At 40.8% G+C, this 18497-nt stretch carries 18 protein-coding genes and 1 other RNA gene; 4 read left to right on the forward strand and 15 right to left on the reverse strand.

Annotation, left to right across the window (positions count from 1 at the left end):
• Nucleotides 1-231: 231 nt before the first annotated feature.
• The 7 genes from L1999_RS25295 to nadE all read right to left on the reverse strand — a co-directional run bounded on the left by L1999_RS25295 (nt 232) and on the right by nadE (nt 7369).
• Nucleotides 232-1752, reverse strand: coding sequence for a flotillin lipid rafts scaffold protein FloT (locus L1999_RS25295; RefSeq protein WP_235741045.1), 1521 nt, complete (start codon nt 1750-1752; stop codon nt 232-234).
• A gap of 13 nt (nt 1753-1765) precedes the next feature.
• Entirely contained in the window at nt 1766-2311 is a 546-nt protein-coding gene (locus tag L1999_RS25300) for an NfeD family protein (protein ID WP_235741046.1), read from the reverse strand.
• 179 nt (nt 2312-2490) lie between these two features.
• Nucleotides 2491-3225: an amino acid ABC transporter ATP-binding protein gene (locus L1999_RS25305; RefSeq protein ID WP_235741047.1), complete on the reverse strand. Its 735-nt coding sequence runs from the start codon at nt 3223-3225 to the stop codon at nt 2491-2493.
• Between the two features lie 23 nt (nt 3226-3248).
• The gene (locus L1999_RS25310; RefSeq protein ID WP_235741048.1) at nt 3249-3947 is read right to left on the reverse strand and encodes an amino acid ABC transporter permease; all 699 of its coding nucleotides are present in this window, start codon (nt 3945-3947) and stop codon (nt 3249-3251) included.
• A complete protein-coding gene (locus L1999_RS25315) occupies nt 3934-4782 on the reverse strand; it encodes an amino acid ABC transporter substrate-binding protein (protein ID WP_235741049.1) in 849 nt (282 codons plus the stop codon). Before L1999_RS25315 ends, L1999_RS25310 begins: the two co-directional genes overlap by 14 nt.
• A 134-nt stretch (nt 4783-4916) precedes the next feature.
• Nucleotides 4917-6347 (reverse strand): amino acid permease, encoded by a 1431-nt coding sequence (locus L1999_RS25320; RefSeq protein ID WP_275677249.1) that lies wholly within the window; start codon nt 6345-6347, stop codon nt 4917-4919.
• A gap of 200 nt (nt 6348-6547) precedes the next feature.
• Nucleotides 6548-7369 (reverse strand): ammonia-dependent NAD(+) synthetase, encoded by an 822-nt coding sequence (gene nadE / locus L1999_RS25325; RefSeq protein WP_235741050.1) that lies wholly within the window; start codon nt 7367-7369, stop codon nt 6548-6550.
• A 125-nt stretch (nt 7370-7494) separates the two neighbouring features.
• Between nadE and L1999_RS25330 the strand changes: the two genes are divergently transcribed.
• Nucleotides 7495-8007: an acyl-CoA thioesterase gene (locus L1999_RS25330; RefSeq protein WP_235741051.1), complete on the forward strand. Its 513-nt coding sequence runs from the start codon at nt 7495-7497 to the stop codon at nt 8005-8007.
• Nucleotides 8008-8575: 568 nt separating this feature from the next.
• Here L1999_RS25330 and L1999_RS25335 read toward each other — a convergent pair.
• From L1999_RS25335 to L1999_RS25350, 4 genes are all read right to left on the reverse strand, one after another.
• Nucleotides 8576-9544 (reverse strand): cation diffusion facilitator family transporter, encoded by a 969-nt coding sequence (locus L1999_RS25335; protein ID WP_235741052.1) that lies wholly within the window; start codon nt 9542-9544, stop codon nt 8576-8578.
• Between the two features lie 15 nt (nt 9545-9559).
• A complete protein-coding gene (locus L1999_RS25340; protein WP_235741053.1) occupies nt 9560-9793 on the reverse strand; it encodes a group-specific protein in 234 nt (77 codons plus the stop codon).
• A gap of 88 nt (nt 9794-9881) precedes the next feature.
• Nucleotides 9882-10883 carry an AI-2E family transporter gene (locus tag L1999_RS25345; protein ID WP_235741054.1) on the reverse strand — a complete coding sequence of 334 codons (1002 nt, stop codon included), beginning with the start codon at nt 10881-10883 and terminating at the stop codon, nt 9882-9884.
• 100 nt (nt 10884-10983) lie between these two features.
• Entirely contained in the window at nt 10984-11997 is a 1014-nt protein-coding gene (locus L1999_RS25350) for a polysaccharide deacetylase family protein (protein WP_235741055.1), read from the reverse strand.
• Between the two features lie 314 nt (nt 11998-12311).
• On the opposite strand from L1999_RS25350, the gene L1999_RS25355 reads away from it, so the two are divergent.
• From L1999_RS25355 to L1999_RS25365, 3 genes are all read left to right on the forward strand, one after another.
• Nucleotides 12312-12530, forward strand: a complete 219-nt coding sequence (locus tag L1999_RS25355; protein ID WP_235741056.1) for a hypothetical protein — start codon at nt 12312-12314, stop codon at nt 12528-12530.
• 78 nt (nt 12531-12608) lie between these two features.
• On the forward strand, nt 12609-13247 hold the full coding sequence (locus tag L1999_RS25360; protein WP_235741057.1) for a DUF2085 domain-containing protein: 639 nt from the start codon (nt 12609-12611) through the stop codon (nt 13245-13247).
• A 239-nt stretch (nt 13248-13486) separates the two neighbouring features.
• Nucleotides 13487-13894: an LAGLIDADG family homing endonuclease gene (locus L1999_RS25365; protein WP_235741058.1), complete on the forward strand. Its 408-nt coding sequence runs from the start codon at nt 13487-13489 to the stop codon at nt 13892-13894.
• Between the two features lie 336 nt (nt 13895-14230).
• Here L1999_RS25365 and ssrA read toward each other — a convergent pair.
• From ssrA to L1999_RS25385, 4 genes are all read right to left on the reverse strand, one after another.
• Nucleotides 14231-14565: a transfer-messenger RNA gene (ssrA, locus tag L1999_RS25370) on the reverse strand.
• 169 nt (nt 14566-14734) lie between these two features.
• On the reverse strand, nt 14735-15202 hold the full coding sequence (gene smpB / locus L1999_RS25375; protein WP_215045115.1) for an SsrA-binding protein SmpB: 468 nt from the start codon (nt 15200-15202) through the stop codon (nt 14735-14737).
• A 93-nt stretch (nt 15203-15295) separates the two neighbouring features.
• Nucleotides 15296-17665: a ribonuclease R gene (rnr, locus tag L1999_RS25380; protein ID WP_235741059.1), complete on the reverse strand. Its 2370-nt coding sequence runs from the start codon at nt 17663-17665 to the stop codon at nt 15296-15298.
• A 26-nt stretch (nt 17666-17691) separates the two neighbouring features.
• On the reverse strand, nt 17692-18438 hold the full coding sequence (locus L1999_RS25385; protein ID WP_235741060.1) for an alpha/beta hydrolase: 747 nt from the start codon (nt 18436-18438) through the stop codon (nt 17692-17694).
• Between the last annotated feature and the right edge of the window lie 59 nt (nt 18439-18497).

An 18497-nucleotide genomic window follows, 5' to 3' on the forward strand; every position in this document is an offset into this window, starting at 1 on the left:
GTAAAATAGTAAAAGGAATATAGGTAATTGAACATGGTTAAATATTGGAAAATACAACCTTATAGACTAATTTATCCCTTTTTTCTATTACTTTTATTAAAAAATTAAATTTCGAATTTCGAAATTTAAGTAATTTAACCTACTACCACTTCATAAAAAACACTACAAAAGATACAGATTTATATACAAAAAACCTTATCAACATGTTGATAAGGTTCAGGTTCAATAGTCTTATTCAGCTTTTAGTTTAATCTCGTCCGTTAATTCTTCAATGCTTTTTCTTACATTCGATTTTCCGGAATAGTTTTCAATTAGTTCCTTCACATCAATCCCACTCGAAGCCTTCAAGGACTCTTGCAACGTAGCCATTAAGTTGGTGGCATAACTAGTGATTTTATTGGCACCGCCATTAGATCCAGAACCACCGCCTGTATCTACTACAGTAATTTTATCAATGTTAGAAAGAGGTGCAGCCACCTGTTTTGCATATTCAGGAAGCATCTTGATAACCATATCCAAGATAGCAGCCTGACCAAACTGTTCGAAAGCTTCAGCGATTTTTTCCTTTGCCTCCGCTTCCGCAAGACCTTTAAGGCGGATAATTTCTGCTTCGGTGGAACCTTGTGCCTTTTGCGCTTCCGCTTTTGCCAGACCATCGAGACGGATTCGTTCTGCTTCAGCCTTTGCCATTGCTTCAATCCGGTATTTATTCGCTTCCGCTTCCGCTATTTCCTTAGCTTTATTTGCCGCTGCAGATTGTTCTACAGAATAACGATCAGCGTCCGCTTTTTTCTTCACTTCAGAGTCATATTGGCGTTCACGGCGGAGGATCTCTTTTTCCTCAAGTTCAATTTGTTTTTGTCTCTCAATAATCTTGATTTGCATTTCCTGCTCGGTTACATCCTGCTTCGACCTTGCACTTTCTAGATCATAGGCTTGGTCCGCACGAGCTTTGGCAATATCCTGCTCCCGGCGGAATTCCGCAATCTTCAGCTGATTTATTTTTTCTGCTTCAGCAATTTCCGTAGCTCGTTCTAATTCATTCCGTTTCGCTTCCTTAGCTGCTTCTGCTTTTTTAATGCGCGTTTCTTTTTCAGCCTCGGCCGTTGCAATATCGGCATCGCGTTTTACTTGGGCAATTCGTGGTTTCCCTAATGATTCAAGGTAACCGTTCTTATCACGAACATCTTTAATCGTAAAGGATACAATGACTAACCCCATTTTTGCTAAATCCTGTGAGGCAACCCGTTGGACCTCTTGGGAGAATTTATCGCGGTTTTTATAAATCTCTTCTACCGTCATCGAACCGAGGATAGAGCGCAAATGTCCCTCAAGCACTTCCCTCGCTTCATTTTCCCGGTCTTCCTTCGGTTTTCCCAGGAATTGCTCAGCAGCGGTGGCTATTTCACTAATCGAGCCGCCGATTTTAATAATCGCCACTCCATCCGCCATAACAGGAACACCCTGTTCGGTGTACACCTCTGGAGTGGTTACTTCAAGTTTACTAGATAGCAAACTTAATGGTTTTGCCTGCTGGAAGACAGGTAAAATAAAACTACCACCGCCGCGGATAATTTTGATTCGATTCCCCGATTCATCCACGTGGACATTTCTGTTCCCAAGAAAGCTGCCTGTTACGATTAAAGCTTCGTCTGGTCCCGCTGTTTTATACTTTGTAATAAAAACGCCTATTAAGGCCAGCAGGATCAGTACGACAACCCCGATGACAATCCAAATAAATCCAAATCCCATTTTCTTAACCTCCCTATAAAGTAAAATTCTCTAATTGTTGATAAACGGTTACTTCAAGTACACCGTTTTTCACCTGAACAACAAGCACCCTTGTACCATTTGGAATGGAATCAGCGTCAAAACTTTTTGCGGGTTTTGCAATTCGACCGCTCGTACTTTCAATGATTACCTCGCCAAATCCATCAGCGGGAATGGAGGTAATCACCGTACCAACCCTTCCTTGCAAATCCGATTCTTTGTAAACAAGCGATTCCTCCGCCTTGGATACCGGTACAAGAACAAATACATGTAAAAGAGTGACCAGAATCAATCCAATCACGATGGAAATCCCCAGTATAAGTAAATAATGGATGGATGATAGCTTTTCAAATAAGTATCCGCTCGCAGACATAATCGTAACAAAAGCAAAAATTAATACCGGATTAAGAAACTCCAGCCCTTCCCCTGCCCCATGAAAATGAAAGACATCAGCGAACAATACAAAAATAATGGTGATGATACCGGAGATTATTAAGGCGTATAAATAAATCGTTTCTAAAGGAATGCTGAAAGGTTCCAAGGCTATACCTCCTTATAATTAATTTTGATACTGGAAGGAGTAAGTAAAGTATAGAAATCCTCCCAATCTATACCCTAATTATAAAGTATTACGGTGGAGAATAGGAAAAGTTTCACAAATTTTAACTAAATTTTCCCATTAAATAATAAAAAGTGCCATAGCAATTGAGCTACAGCACCTTATTGAATCATATTCAGAAACTTCTTGGTTCGTTCTTCTTTTGGATTGGTAAAAATTTCGTCTGGTTTATTTCGTTCGACGACAATACCTCCGTCCATAAAAATCACTTCATCTGCCACATCACGGGCAAAGCGCATTTCATGGGTCACAACAATCATCGTCATCCCCTCTGCTGCGAGGTCTTTCATTACCTTCAACACTTCACCGACCAATTCCGGGTCGAGTGCAGATGTGGGTTCATCAAACAACATAACCTCCGGCTCCATCGCCAGCGCCCTGGCAATACCAACACGCTGCTGCTGGCCGCCTGAAAGCTGTGCTGGATAGTAGTCCTGCTTATCAGCCAGCCCGACTTTTTCAAGCAAAGTTTGCGCTTTTTTCCGGGCTGTCTCTTTATTTTCCCCTTTTACAACAATCGGCCCCTCCATGACATTTTCAAGGGCTGTTTTATGTGGGAATAAATTATAACTTTGAAACACCATACCGGTTAATCGGCGAAAAGAAGCAATATTCTTCTTCGCCACCGGCTTTGAAAAATCTAAGCTTTGGCCCTCGATCGAAATGACACCTTTGGTTGGAGTTTCCAACACGTTCAAACAGCGAAGCATGGTCGTCTTCCCGGACCCAGACGGTCCAATTACGACCACCACTTTTCCCTTTTCTACCGCTAAATCAATTCCTTTTAACACCTGCAGCTGGTCAAATTGTTTATATAAACCATTGATTTTTATCATGATAACACTCCCCTTTTTCCTAGTTAAGCCCCATAGCGGCCCAGTCTCTTTTCCAAGTATCCTTGAAGGATGGAAAGGAAAAAGCAGATAACCCAATAAATGAGTGCTACTTCTGAATATACCAGTAAAAATTCGTAGTTCGTGGAAGCAATCTCTTGTCCGCGGCGAAACATCTCGGTAACTAATACTAAGGAAGCAAGGGAAGTATCCTTAACAAGACTAATAAATGAATTGGATAAAGGAGGAATCGAGACCCTGGCTGCCTGTGGCAAGATAATTCTTCTAAGGACCTGTGAATAGGTCATGCCAATGGAATAGCCAGCCTCCCATTGTCCTTTTGGCGTTGATAAAATCGCCGCTCTAATAATTTCGGACGAATAGGCACCGACACTAAGTGAAAAACCAATAACCGCCGAAATATAAGGATCCAACGTGATTCCAAGATTAGGCAGTCCGTAAAAAATGATAAATAATTGCACAAGTAATGGTGTACCACGAATCGCTGAAACATACACTCGAGCGATGATTTGAAAAATTTTTACCTCTGAAATTCGGGCTAAAGCGGTCAGAATAGCTAAAATCATCCCACAAACAAAGGTAATAAGCGTTAACGGAATCGTATAAAAAACAGCCCCCTCCAGCAGCGGCTGGAGGGAACTTTTTGCAATGTCAATTAACCTTGCTGTTCTTTCCGGATCAGCAAAAATACTATTTAAGTACATCTTCACCAAACCATTTCTCAGAGATTTTTTTGTAAGTGCCGTCGTCAACGATCTCTTTTAAGGCTTTATTGACTTCATCAACGAGTTTGTCACTATTTTTTCTAAACATAAATCCACTCGAAGACGCATCATTTGCCGTTGCCGCCACTTTGATTGGGGCATCAGGCTTTTGTTTTTTATAGTCTAAATAGGTAAGCTTATCGTTAATCGTGACATCCACACGTTTTTGTGCCAATAATTCAACTGCTTGTTGGAATCCTTCTACGCCAACAAGATTGGCTCCATATTTTTTAGCTATATCTCCGTAGTTACTTGTCAGAGACTGGGCAGCGTTTAATCCTTTAATATCTTCAAACTTTTTCACCTTTGTGTTAGAAGTATTAACAATTAGAACACCGGCAGACGTAATATATGGATCTGAAAAATCGTATTTCTTTTGGCGGTCAGGACGGATGCCCACTTCGTTGGCAATCATATCAAAACGGTTTGCATCTAAGCCCGCAAACATTGCATCCCATTGCGTTTCTTTATATTCTGCTTTAACACCTAGACGTTTGGCCACTTCATTTGCTAAATCGACATCAAAGCCTGTTAAATTACCGTTCGTATCATGGAAAGTGAACGGCGGATATGTACCCTCAGTACCAATGGTGATTTTTCCATCATCTTGAATTTTTTTCAGTAGATCTTGATTATCAGCCGTTTTTTTTCCTTTATCTTTCGTATTGACCGCTCTCTTTTGATCTTCTTTTGCTTTTTCCTTATCTTTGCCGCACGCTGATAGAATGAACGTAAAGCTTAGCAGCAATGCCAAGATTACCATTAGTTTTTTCACGTTGTTAATCCCCCTAATTCTTAGTATTTTTTCTCGAATTTAATCAACTTTATTCAGAGAATATGCTACATCTGAAGTATGCTTATTTTACCCTTTTCTTAAAAATAAAAACCTACCAGAAAAATTCTGATAGGTTAAGCAGATCGTGCACTTTTTATTTTCAATTCACCGGACTTTTTCCTTTTTGTGTTAGGTCGATAGAAAAGAATACCGCTCGCAAGTAAAATCATCCCGTACATAAACGTTTTAAGATCTGCTGTACCAGCAATGATGACCCAAATCGAATAAGCAGTGGCCAGGATCGCAATTATACCGTCATTGATTCTTTCCCTTCCAATTGTGTATGTTTCTCCTGTCACGACCAGTTTCAATTGGTAGACCGATGAAATAAGGTATGGAACTAAATAGGCTAAGGTCGCAATGACGATGACAAAGTCAAACGCTCCAGAAATTGATTTTGATACTGTTGAAAAAATAAACAGCTGCCCTAATCCATTGGAAACAATCATTGAAAACACCGGCAGGCCTTTTTTGTTTTCTTTTAGGAAAGCAGGCAGAAATAATCCTTGTTTGGCGGCTTGATAGGGAACTTCAGCCGTTAACATTAACCAGCCAATTGCTGAGCCAAACAAACTAATTAATCCAATCCCTGCTAATAATTTGCCGCCGATCGGTCCTAAAACGGTTTGAATGGCATCAATTAACGGTTTATCAGAATGAATAAGCGTGTTTTGATCGAGCATACCCATGACAAGGGTGCTGATGCCAATATAGATACCCAGTGCAATAAGTAAACCTAGAATGGTCGCCCTTTTCACATCTGATTGTTTTTTGGCCCGGGACGCAAATACGACAGCTGACTCTACTCCAATAAAAGCCCATAACGTATTGACAGCAGCACCGTTGATTTGGCTCATAATTCCGAGTGTATGTCCGGCTTCATCCATTCTCGGAGCCATAAACGGCAGGATGTTGCTTTGTTCAAACGCAAACAAGCCGACAATAATAAAGAAGACAAAACCAGCTACTTTTGCTGCCGTCGCAAGGAAATTTAATCTGCCCGCACTTTCCAATCCACGCAGAATAATAAAGTGGGTACCCCAAAGAAGTAAAGAACATACTAGGAATGTTAGTCCATTCCCTACTTTTATTGTAAGGCTGCCCAACGTAAACCAGTCAGCATTGCTTGTTAAAATGGGAAAAAAGGTTGATAAATATCCGGCAAAAGTGGTAATCAACGCAATGTTACCAGCTAAGTTTCCAATCCAATAACCCCATGTCGTCATAAATCCTGATAAGGTTGAAGCATGTGAACCAAACTTAAACAGTTCTTTTGCATAGATTTGCGGTCCACCGGTTAAATTCGGTTTACGCACCGCCAAGCTGCCAAAAACAAGGGCCAGCAGCAAAACTCCTAAGCCAGTAACAAGCCAAGCCGAAATGACACCTGCAGGACTCGCTGCCTCAGATAGTGAACGCGGCAGCATGAAAATCCCGGAGCCAACCATATTTCCGATGACAAGGGCTGTTAACACCCAAAACCCTAATTGATTTGATTTCCCCACGGTGTTCCCCTCCTCAAAGTACTATTTATATTAAAATAACGTTTTTGATAGGCAATAATCAGTATTGAACCCTACTAAATATAGGATTTTCAAGGCTTTTAGTCAATGGGAATTTTTATCTCAATAAAGGATTTTTGTTTTTTGTACTATTTTTCACCTTATAAAAAGAGACTGCCAATTTGACAGTCTCTACTCTTTGTTTATTTCCACCACTCATCAAACATGCTGGCCGGCAGTCTTCGTTTATGTTCGGTAAGGATATACCGTTTTTCAACTTTATCTGCAACTTCCGGAGAAACAGGCTTCCCTTCCAGATAATCATCGAGTTCATCATAGGTAATTCCTAATTCAGTTTCGTCTGCTTGTCCTGGTTTTTGATCGAGGAGGTCGGCTGTCGGAACCTTTAAATAGAGACGCTCATCCGCGCCAAGCTCCTTAAGAAGTGCTTTACCCTGCCTCTTGGTTAATCCGGTCAGCGGCAGGATATCCGCGCCCCCATCCCCATATTTCGTATAAAATCCCGTTACGGCCTCTGCTGCGTGATCGGTACCAATAACAAGGAGACCTTCCATGCCGCCAATCGCATATTGGGCAATCATTCTCATTCTCGCTTTGACATTTCCTTTATGGTAGTCACTTAATGGTGATCCTGTAATACTGGCATTATATTCAGTCTGTACCTCATCAACGGCACTCTTGATATTAAAGATTTCCTCGCGATCTGCCCGAATGAAAGCTAACGATAGCTTTGCATCTTCTTCGTCCTGCTGGACTCCATATGGAAGGCGGACGGCAATAAACAGAGCCTCTGTACCTTCCTTCCGCAATTCTTCAACAGCCATCTGGGCAAGGCGTCCCGCTAATGTGGAATCCTGTCCGCCGCTAATGCCTAAAACAAAGCCCTTAGCCTTCGTTTTTGACAAGTAATTTTTCAAAAAGTCAATTCGCTTTCGAATTTCTTCTGCTGGATTAATGTTAGGATTGATATTTAATTCTTTCATAATTTGTTCTTGGAAACTCATTTGTTGACCTCCTCACCAATTAATTGATATATGTAATGTACCACATTTCCCTAAATTTCACCTAAAAAGAAACAAGAAAAATTAGATTGTGGACAAAATATAGATGACAAACTTGGAGGGATTGTATGGAAGCCAAAACATGTAATGAAACAAGAGTGGTCCGAACAAGCCGAATATTTCCGAATGATGTAAATAACCATAATACCCTTTTCGGTGGAAAGCTGATTAGTGATATCGATATGATTGCATCGATATCCGCTGTGCGCCATTGCAGGGCAGAGTGTGTTACCGCATCGATTGATTCTGTTGATTTCCTAAGTCCGATTACACCAAAGGATTCTGTTTGTATTGAGACCTTTGTAACTTATACCGGAAACTCTTCGATTGAAATCATTGCGAAAGTGATTGCCGAAAACCTCATGTCCGGTGATCGAAAAATTGCCGCTACAGCCTTTTTAACGTTTGTGGCGTTAGATGAGAACGGAAAACCAACAAAGGTTCCGGCCATCATCCCTGAAACCGATGAAGAGAAAAAATTATTTGAAACCGGGAAAGAACGTGCAGAAAAGCGGAAAGAACATCGAAAAAGCAGTAAAGAGTTGGCGAGGATTTTAACGATGCATAAGCCTTGGGAATAGGGAAATCGAGAGTAACTGGTTTGTTAAGGTGATTCGTTGCTACCAGTGCTCATTTTAAACAATGGCCCGGAGTCTTCTCCGGGCCATCCATTTTTGAATTGACTTTTACATTGGAAGGATTCGGACACGACGGCTTGGGAATTTGCCGGTTATGCTCCCCTCTTATCTGTCGTAGTTCTGGGTTGCGGACTCCTTCAGGGATTATGAAACCCTCTTATCTGTCGTAGCCCTAGGGTGAGGCATCCTTCAGGGGTTATTAACTCCTCTTATCTGTCGTAACCCTGGGATGCGGACTCCTTCAGCGGTTATGAAACCCTCTTATCTGTCGTAGCTCTGAGATGGGACCTCCTTCAGGGGTTATGAAGCCTCCTTATCTGTCGTAGCCCTAAGGTGCGGACTCCTTCAGGGGTTATGAAGCCCTCTTATCTGCCGCAGCTTCGAGGTGCGGACTCCTTCAGGGGTTATGAAACCCTCTTATCTGTCGTAGCCCTAGGGTGCGGACTCCTTCAGGGCTTATGAATTCCTCTTATCTGGTGCCGTACCTCTACTTTTTAGTTAATCTTAAAGTTTATTGTGTGGGTTTCGAGTTTTGCCACGTCATCACGTCGTCGGCTTCATCAATCTCTATCGTGACATCAACAACGCCTTTTTCCGCCATAACTTTTTCATGAATTCGATCTTTAATATCATCGGCCGCGGCAACCGTTAATTGAGGGTCAATCTCGATTTCGAGCTCAACGTGGAGGTCTTCCCCCTCTTTAATAACGGTTATGTCTTGGATATCCTTTACATCAGGATCCTCCATCACGAGTACCCCGATCTTATTTTCCATCTCCTCATCCGCTTGACCAATCACACCCGCTGCATTATCTAAAAAGACTTTCCCGACTACTAAAAGCATCATCACACCAATCAGCACAGAGGCAACACCTTCTGCCTGATGCAACGGGGTAAAGTGGGCTAGAACAACGGCTATGATGGCCAACAAGCCGCCTAAAGTGGCCACCATGTCCTCCATGAAGACAAGCTTTGTCGCCGGCTTGGCTCGTCCCAAATTGGCAAAAGCCATAGTAAAAATGTTGATACCCTTTGCCTCCACCTCGATATCGTGCAAAATTTCCTTCATGGCTTTAAACAAGACAAAGGTTTCGAGCAGGGTCGCTAATGCTAAAACAAGAATATTAATCAAAAAACCAGTCGACTTTGTTGGATGGACAATATGGTGATAGCCTTCTTTGATCGTTTCAAACGCCATAATCCCTACAATCAACACCGCCCCTAAGAGAACAAGGTTGACTAAGCGGCCAAAGCCGTTGGGGTATTTCTCTGTCGGTGCTTTTTTACTTAGTGCTGATCCGACGAATACAAAGAACTGATTGGCTGCATCGCCAAGGCTGTGCATCGTTTCAGCAAACATGGCGACATTTCCTGTAAAGAAAAAGGCCACTCCCTTAATAATGGCAATAATGGCATTGATAATGGCTGCCAGAAACGCCGATTTATTTCCTCGTTTTAATAACTGAATTAATTCTCCCATTCTATCCTCAATTCTCTAAACGTTTTTTAACACTAAATATAACCGGTTATTTCTTTCCTGTTTTTCTTCAAAAGAGGCTAAGTCATATTTTTTCAATAAATGAAAGACTTCATTCAACAGTTCTTGTGAATGCTCGTTTGCAAAAAAACGGTTGAATAATCCCTTCATTTCTTCAGGCAAAAAGGCTGCCTGTGATTCGTATTTATTTTCCACATCTTCCTTTGAGTGATTCAGTTTACATTCGCTCATTTCGTTCTCTCCTCCTCATTAAGGTATATACGTTTAGCATAGCAGAAAAGATACAAAAGAAAAAAGCCCAAGCAACTGGACTTTTCGGTTACACCTTTTTATGGTCTGTCACTTCTAATACATCCAAAAGGAAAACAAATACAGGGATCCCGATAATTAACCCCCATACACCGAAAAAGTGCTCGGAGAAGATTAGGACGATGAATGTATAGAAAACAGGAAGATTTGTTTTTGAACTCATTAAATTAGGGTTTAAAATGTAAGCTTCAATCGCATGAATGATCAGAATCGCTATGCCCACATACAGAACCTTCATGAATCCGCCTATACTATAAGCGATAATCACAAGCGGGATTAATGAGATAATAACCCCTGCTACTGGGATTAGTCCCAGTACAAAGATCATAATCGATAAACCGCCTAATTGCGGAAATTTTAACAGCCATAGGAAAATAGTAGTAAGGATACAATTAATAACCGCAATAATTAATTGTGCTTCGATCACCTTACCGAATGTCCCAACAAATTTCCTGGCAAAAAACTCAATTTCTTCATAGATAGGGGCGATTTTACTAGTTCTGAATTTCTTTGTAAATTCGATTAAGTGCGGCTTTTCCAATAAGCAGAAGATGCTCAGCAGCAAGGCCAATAACACCTGTAACGTAATACTGCTAATATCTTTAAAATACTTTATGATAAAAGTAACACCTTGCTCCAGATAGCTCGACAGCTTGATTTCTTCCATACGGTTGACCAGATAATTTAGAATAATATTATCGTGCTTAGCCGTGTAAAAAGCGGTTAATTGCTTGATTAGGGCGGTAATTTCCTGAATAATCATCGGTAAATACATAACCAAACAATAAGAAAGTAACCCGACAATGCAGGCATAAGAAATCACAACAATTAACTTGCGATTAAGCGGAAGCTTTTTTTCAATAAATTGGACCAACCGATCCATTAAGAAGGTAAAGATAAAGGTAAGTAAAATTAAATTTATCATCGACCTCATTGCATATAAAACGAGGGCAATAAGGACAAATATAGCTATTCTTTTAAAACCGCTGCTGTTCATTAGTTTATTTATCATAGATACTGATCGAACCCCATTATATTTACTAGTAGTAAGTTTTTTAACTTTTTTTAATTATATCAAATCTTAACCCTAATTTGTCTGTTTTAGACTTCTTTTATGGGTTAAATTGAACCGGCGTCATCGAGCTGTCTATCTCCTTACTGATCCAGCCCTGTTTCGATAAAAAATCAAGCAGCTGCGGCAAGTGTGCTAGCGTTTCTTTCCTTTCGTGCAGCAGAATGACAATCGGTCCATTATGGTTAGCCATTCGGTTTAATTGTGCGATAACGCTGTTTACATATCGGGCATCTTTATAATCCCAATCCCGGCTGTCAATATTCCAATCCCACATCAAATATCCTTGATCATCCACAGCCTTTCGATATTCCTCTGTCATATACGGAACACTGCCATACGGGGTTCTCATAATATAGGAATCTACCCCTGAGATTTCTTTTAATGTTAAACGGTTTTGTGTTAATTCCGAAATGATTGATGTCACAGATGCATAAAAAATCTTCCGATTATGTGAAACGCTGTGCAGGCCAACGGTCTCCCCAGACTGAACCATTAATTTAACAGCATTAGGATAACGGCGAATATTGCCATCAATCATAAAAAAGGTTGCTTTATACTGATATTTTTCCAGCAAGGTGATTATAGGAGCGGAATAGGCCGATGGACCGTCATCAAAAGTTAAATAAATGGTTTTCTTTGAACTTGGATTAGCTGGCGGCGGTGTATTCGGCTGCTCAGATTGTGCTGGAATTGTTATCTTTGTTGGCTGCTCCGTCGTAGTTGTTGGATTTGAGGCAGGTTCTGCAGGAGTCGGTTCCTTAACGTTGCTATTGTCTCGTTCTTGTTGATTTCTCCAAGCAATCGCTTCTTCTTGATGTTTCCGAATTTGTTCTTTTTCCAGCAGTCCATCCTTGGTATCCCTTCTAATCGATTCTGGTGCTGGCCCCTTGGCCAATGCCCGATGAATAGGTTCATGTTTTGCTGGATTAGTAGATTTATTTATGGCTTTTTCCTGTGAATAATGGCTTAGAATTACCCCTGTAAATAAGAGACCAAAGACAATAAGGACAAGTAATGTCCCTTGTGACCAGCTTCTTTTTAATTTCCCCATTGTTCATACCCTCTTTGGTGTTTATTTCACTTCCCCCATTATAGACGAAATTCCTATCAGATTGTTTCAAATCTATTAAAATTATTACATTTCTATTAAATCATTCGAATGGCATGGGTATTTTTCCACTTTATATATTACAGGTTTTACCACCCAATTATACCAATAAAAATAGAAAAAGGAGCATAAACGAAAATAATTCTGAAATTTCAAAAAGGGAGACAGGCAAATTACTTTCCGGGTTAACATACATATCATTGAACAAGATTTTTCTCCTATTCCAAATTCAAAGCCTTTAGATGGAGGTGAAATGAGTGTCAGGTGGACAAAAAGCACTTTTTTATATTCTATCGATACTTATTCCGATTGTTGGGATTATTTTAGGGATTATTTGGATGAACGATCCGGAACCTGAGAAGAAAGTTGTGGGGAAGAATTGTTTAATTATCGCGATTGTGGTGACGGTTTTAAGCTGTATTTGCTGGTTTGCTGCATCGGCATTGTCAATTTTGCCGGCGGTTTCGGGGTATTAAAGTTTAAAAAAATTTGCAGGAAAAAGGAACCCAATTTGGATAATAGAAAATTGGGTTCCCAGTTGGAGGGGATAGCGGTTGATCCAAGAGACATTGGACTTTTTTGGAAGGGCTATCTGCCACCAGTTAGATGAACGTTCCCTTCATGTATCTGGATTAGCACTTTCTGTTTGTGCCCGAGATACCGGAATTTATATCGGGATTTTCTCCACACTATTGTATTTACATATTTTTAAACGGAAATCAAATCTCACCATACCTACTATTAAAATTAGTTTCCTGTTATTACTATTTATGTGTCCCTTGATGATTGATGGTCTCGGGTCATACACTCATTTATTTCAAAGTAACAATGTCAGGAGATTAGTTTCCGGTATTTGCTTTGGTTTCGTGCTTCCTTATTTTCTTTATCCGCTCTTTTTGGGAAGATCACTTGACCAATCATCTGAGCCTGTTATTCAAAAAAGGATGGATGTTTGGGTCCCCTTATTGGGTAGCAGTATTTTAGGAGGATTATTTTATTACGGTATATTACCTTATTACCTCTTGGATAGTTTCATTATTTTTACTATTATTGTTTGGTTTAGTTTATGTGCTTCTTTTTTGATTCCATTTATTAAACGAACTTACTATAAAGGGGTTATTTCTATTTTTATTAGTCTCTTTTTTCTCTCTTGTCTGTCTTTGTTACATGCTTGGCTGGTTCAATTTTTATAAATCATTAAAACTTTATAAATAACCACATCCTAAAAAATCCCTACAGTTCAATTAGATTGTCCTTCCCATTCTTGCGGATTTATTCCTGCCTGTTTTATTTATAAAATACCTGACCCTTTCCTTGAAATATCTAAGCAGGGTTTTTGAGCTTTTTTAGATTTTCTGCTTGATAACAATAATAGGAAAAAATATAATATAGAGGAACGTATGTTTCGCATTGCGTTTTTGGAGGTTTATTTATGGAGATTTGGGAAGCAGCATATATTGCCGGAATTATTGATGGTGAAGGAACCATTACGTTAACAAGAATGCATGAAAAGGAACATCGCCGCCCCTGTGTTACTATTGCATCTACTGATAAAGAGCTTCTAGAATATATTCAAAAATTAACTAATGGCAGAATTAATAGTAAAAAGAACTACGACCCTATTCGCCATAAGGATTCCTATACACTGTACATAAAGAACAAAGAAACAGTTTTAAACTTATTAAAGGACGTTTCACCTTTTCTTAGAGTGGATAAAAAAAGAAATCGCGCTCTATGGATACTTGATAACTATGAAAAAGTCACACAACGGAATGGTAAATACAACGCTGATTTACTAGAGAAAAAGATCATATTTGAAGAAAAATTCTTTGAAATATAAAAAAAGACCAGCAATTTCTGCTAGTCTTGTTATCCACCTATGTATGGTGGAGACGGCGGGACGTGCTCTTCCATGCTTTCGACATGGCACTGACTATATCTTGAACCTGTCCAAAAACAGGCCCTCTGGCGTCTTATGCGAAACATAATTTTTCCTCTTCAAGGAAGGATTCGCATCCTAGTACTACCTTATTCCAAGGCAGCCTATAAGTCGATACACGGCTGTTGAATTACTTCACATACCGCTCGGCATTGCCCTATCGCTCAAGAGCGACTTAGGTTTCACCGATAAAGCCAGATTATCACTTATGTGTTACCACACAAGGCGACTAATTACTAATCGAACCCGCGTCCAAAGATATCGGCACTTAAGCATCTACGAGTGTAGTCGATATATTGGCGTTTCACTGATCCTTTTGCCTATCGACCGGCGTCCGGTCAGCTAGCCTGGTTGTTCTCTTCCTTCATCCTCAGGCGGTGGAATCCGGCGTAGCCCACTTAGAGTGAGTCCCTTACCCTACCACATGGGCAATGGAGGGAGGAACCGCTATGCAGTATTAAGCTGCGAAAGCGAGGTTGTTGTTAGTTTTGCCAGTTATGGCTTTGACGTTTTAACGAGGCCGATCCCCTCGACTCGCAACCTAAGCTCAAACTACCCCTGTCGAATCCGTAGCGTCCCCATTATAAAATGTGCTGAAATCAGTTAAGATTTCTCGCAGCAGACGTTAGGATGCTCGAACGAATGTAAGAGCAAAAGATTGTGCCGCTTTATCAGCGACAAACTTATTATAACACATTCAGGACAATTTTCAATTGTAACTATTTGTAAATTAATTCCCAGTTACATCTTTTGACGATCGCGGAACGCTCGTTCAATCTCACGCTTCGCCTCTTTTTGCTTAAGCGATTCACGCTTATCATAATTCTTTTTACCCTTTGCTAGACCAATTAAAACCTTACAGAAGCCATTTTTTAAATAAAGCTTTAATGGGACAAGGGCATAACCCGCTTCTTTTGTTTCCCCAAGCAGTTTATTAATTTCACGTTTATGAAGTAACAGTTTGCGTGTCCGTAATGGATCGTGATTAAAAATGTTTCCCTGCTCATAAGGACTCACGTGCATTCCAAACAGAATAGCTTCACCATTCTGAATTCGTGCATAGGCATCCTTCAGATTGACTTTCCCCGCACGAATTGACTTAATCTCAGTTCCTTGCAATACAAGGCCGGCTTCGTACGTTTCTTCAATAAAATAGTCATGGTAAGCCTTTTTGTTTTGCGCGACTACCTTTCCTGCACCTTTTGGCATTTGTTTCACCTCAGCTCTATGGACTTATTTTAGCAGATTTACATAGCCTGTACAACGAGAAAGGGGCCTTGTGTGATGAGGGCCCCATTCCTTTTATTTATTTTTTCTCTTTCTGCTCTTAGATTTCGGTACATTATCATAAAATTTACGTTTACTTTTGCCTTTGCCGCCCTGTCCGCCGCCAGATTCAGACTTTTGACCGCCATTTCGGCTGCGTCCCTGTCCTTGTTTGCCTTCGCCCTGCTGCTTATTTCGGCGCGGCTTACGGGTATCGCTGCCTGTACTAAAGACTCTTGTCGTTTCTGGTCTTTCACGGCGCGTCCCTTTCATGCCGACAATTTCAAAATCAATCGAACGCTCGTCTTTATTTACTTTTACGACACGAACGGTAATTTCATCACCAATTCGGAACACATTTCCAGTCCGTTCACCAATCATCGCATAATGGCGCTCATCAAAACGATAATAATCATCGGTCATATAGCTGACATGAACAAGACCTTCAATGGTATTCGGCAGTTCCACAAACATACCAAAGTTGGTCACAGAGCTGATAATGCCGTCATACTCGACACCAATCTTATCTTCCATGTACTCGGCTTTCTTCAACTCATCTGTTTCGCGCTCAGCATCGACAGCACGGCGCTCCATTTTTGAAGAATGCTCTGCTATCTCAGGCAGGCGGGCATTCCATTTTTCCTGTGTGGCCGAATCGATTTTTCCTTCAATTAAATAGGTCCGGATTAAGCGATGGACAATCGTATCCGGATAACGGCGAATCGGCGACGTGAAATGGGTATAAAACTCGGTCGATAAGCCAAAGTGTCCAAGACTTTCCGGATAATATTTAGCCTGCTGCATGGAACGGAGCATAACAGTCGAAATGACCATTTCTTCTGGTTTGCCTTGAACCTCTTCAATGATTTCCTGTAAAGCTCGTGGATGCACATCGTTGGCTGTTCCTTTTACGATATAACCAAAGTTCGTAATAAACTCGAAAAATCTCCGTAATTTATCTTCCTTAGGATCCTCGTGAATCCGGTAAATAAATGGAACTTCCATCCAATGGAAATGCTCTGCAACCGTTTCGTTGGCAGCTAACATAAATTCTTCAATTAACCGCTCCGCAACAGACCGCTCTCGTAAAACAACATCTGTAGGTTTGCCTTCTTCATCAACCAAAACCTTGGATTCTTTGAAGTCGAAGTCGATGGCACCACGCTTCATTCGTTTGTTTCTGAGAATCTCTGCAAGGTCTTCCATCATTTCAAACATTGGAACAAGCGATTCATACCTTGCGCGCGTCTCTTCATCCTTGTCGGTAAGGATTCGATTCACATCATAGTACGTCATCCGCTCTGTTGTTTTAATAACGCTTTGAAAAATTTCATGCGAAACAACGGTTCCCTCTGATGAAATCTCCATCTCACAGGACAACACGAGGCGGTCTACTCGTGGGTTTAACGAACAAATTCCGTTTGAAAGGCGATGCGGGATCATCGGAATGACTCGGTCAACTAAATAAACACTCGTTGCCCGTTCTTCTGCTTCAACATCAATCGGCGTACCTTCTTTAACATAATAGCTGACGTCGGCAATGTGGACTCCAAGCTTATAGTTGCCATTGTCTAATTTTGTCACGGTAACCGCATCATCCAAGTCTTTTGCGTCGGCACCGTCAATCGTCACAATGGTTTCATTCCGTAAATCGCGGCGGTTCGCTAGTTCACTTTCATCAATCGTATCTGGTGTCTCATTGGCCTGCGTTAATACATCATCAGGAAATGCCATTGGCAGCCCGTGTTTATGTATGACGGATAAAATGTCTACGCCTGGGTCATTTTTATGCCCAAGTACTTGAATAACTTCACCTTCTGCACTTTTTCGTCCATCCGGGTAGGTAACAAGTTTAACAACCACTTTATGTCCTTCAACTGCTCCTTTAGAGGCATTCTTCGGGATAAAGATATCGTTGGCAAACTTTTTATCATCCGGAATCACAAAGCCAAAACTTTTGCTTTCGACGTAGGTCCCTACAATTTGCTGTACACCGCGTTCAATAATCCGAATAATACTACCTTCACGGCGAGTACCAGATGTTTCTGATGAAACTCGAGCAAGAACGATATCGCCATGCATAGCGGTATTCGTTTCATTGGGCGGAATAAAAATATCGTCCATTCCCGGTTCATCTGGTACCACAAATGCAAAGCCTTTGGCATGTCCAATCAGCTTGCCGCGAATTAAATTCATTTTTTGCGGGAGCCCGTAGCGGTTGCTTCGTGTCCTCACAACAAGACCTTTTTCCTCCATTTGGACTAGGGCCTTAACAAACTCTTTAAAGTCGCCGGAATCTTGAATGCCAAATGCTTCTTCCAGTTCCTGCACGGTTAATGGTTTGTAGGCTTCATCTCTCATATATTGCAAAAGCTTATCGATGTGCTTTTGAATGTTATCTTCCAAACTATTCCCTCCTTTGGGGTGCTTTATTATGCATGCCAATCTAGACTCTCTAAGAAAGCATAAACATCTTCATGAAGCTGTTCACGCTCTTTATCCAGGGTAATGACATGTCCTGATTCTTCATACCACTTGATTTCTTTTGTGGTCGATTCAATTTCGTTGTAAATGATGTTGGCACTCTCGGTATTAATCATTTTATCATGACGTGCTTGGACAATGAATGTTGGGGCATAGACCATATCTACATGGTTACGCACATCGGCAATTAATTGCTGAAGTGCTTTTAATGTATTCATTGGGGTCTTTTTAAACTCATTCATTTCCAGTTCGATTTGTTCGTCTGTTTTTCCTTCATACCTTTTATATTCGCGGGCATAATCGAGAATTCCTTGGTACATGACCTCTTCACTTTTTATATGCATCGGGGCACACATCGGTACAATACCCTTTATAGGTACAGTGTAACCCAATTTCAAGGAAAATACGCCGCCTAGTGAAAGTCCTGCGACTGCAATTTCTTCGTGGCCTTTATTTTTTAAAAATTGGTAGCCATTTAGGACGTCCTGCCACCAATCCTCGGGACCGGTATGGACGAGTTCTTCTGGTGGCACGCCATGGCCTTTATAGTGCGGGGCATGGCAGGTATAGCCTTTTTTTTCTAAAAAGCGGCCCAGCATCCGGACATCTGCTGAATTTCCTGTAAAACCGTGGAGCAGCAAGACGGCGCGTTTTCCTCCTTCAAAGGTAAATGGTTTCGGTGGTGCAACTTTCATGTTAAAAACTCCTTTTAATTCTAGTAGCTTCTATTAGTTTAAGCATTAAAAGAGGTAAC

The organism is Neobacillus drentensis (assembly GCF_021560175.1).
GTDB classification, from domain to species: domain Bacteria; phylum Bacillota; class Bacilli; order Bacillales; family Cytobacillaceae; genus Neobacillus; species Neobacillus drentensis_A.

What these genes read in the sequence shown, in the direction of transcription:
- L1999_RS25295 (WP_235741045.1), bottom strand. Translation starts at nt 1,752, where the DNA reads ATGGGATTTGGATTTATTTGGATTGTCATCGGGGTTGTCGTACTGATC.
- L1999_RS25305 (WP_235741047.1), bottom strand. Translation starts at nt 3,225, where the DNA reads ATGATAAAAATCAATGGTTTATATAAACAATTTGACCAGCTGCAGGTG.
- L1999_RS25310 (WP_235741048.1), bottom strand. Translation starts at nt 3,947, where the DNA reads ATGTACTTAAATAGTATTTTTGCTGATCCGGAAAGAACAGCAAGGTTA.
- nadE (WP_235741050.1), bottom strand. Translation starts at nt 7,369, where the DNA reads ATGAGTTTCCAAGAACAAATTATGAAAGAATTAAATATCAATCCTAAC.
- L1999_RS25330 (WP_235741051.1), top strand. Translation starts at nt 7,495, where the DNA reads ATGGAAGCCAAAACATGTAATGAAACAAGAGTGGTCCGAACAAGCCGA.
- L1999_RS25335 (WP_235741052.1), bottom strand. Translation starts at nt 9,544, where the DNA reads ATGGGAGAATTAATTCAGTTATTAAAACGAGGAAATAAATCGGCGTTT.
- L1999_RS25340 (WP_235741053.1), bottom strand. Translation starts at nt 9,793, where the DNA reads ATGAGCGAATGTAAACTGAATCACTCAAAGGAAGATGTGGAAAATAAA.
- L1999_RS25345 (WP_235741054.1), bottom strand. Translation starts at nt 10,883, where the DNA reads ATGATAAATAAACTAATGAACAGCAGCGGTTTTAAAAGAATAGCTATA.
- L1999_RS25350 (WP_235741055.1), bottom strand. Translation starts at nt 11,997, where the DNA reads ATGGGGAAATTAAAAAGAAGCTGGTCACAAGGGACATTACTTGTCCTT.
- L1999_RS25365 (WP_235741058.1), top strand. Translation starts at nt 13,487, where the DNA reads ATGGAGATTTGGGAAGCAGCATATATTGCCGGAATTATTGATGGTGAA.
- smpB (WP_215045115.1), bottom strand. Translation starts at nt 15,202, where the DNA reads ATGCCAAAAGGTGCAGGAAAGGTAGTCGCGCAAAACAAAAAGGCTTAC.
- L1999_RS25385 (WP_235741060.1), bottom strand. Translation starts at nt 18,438, where the DNA reads ATGAAAGTTGCACCACCGAAACCATTTACCTTTGAAGGAGGAAAACGC.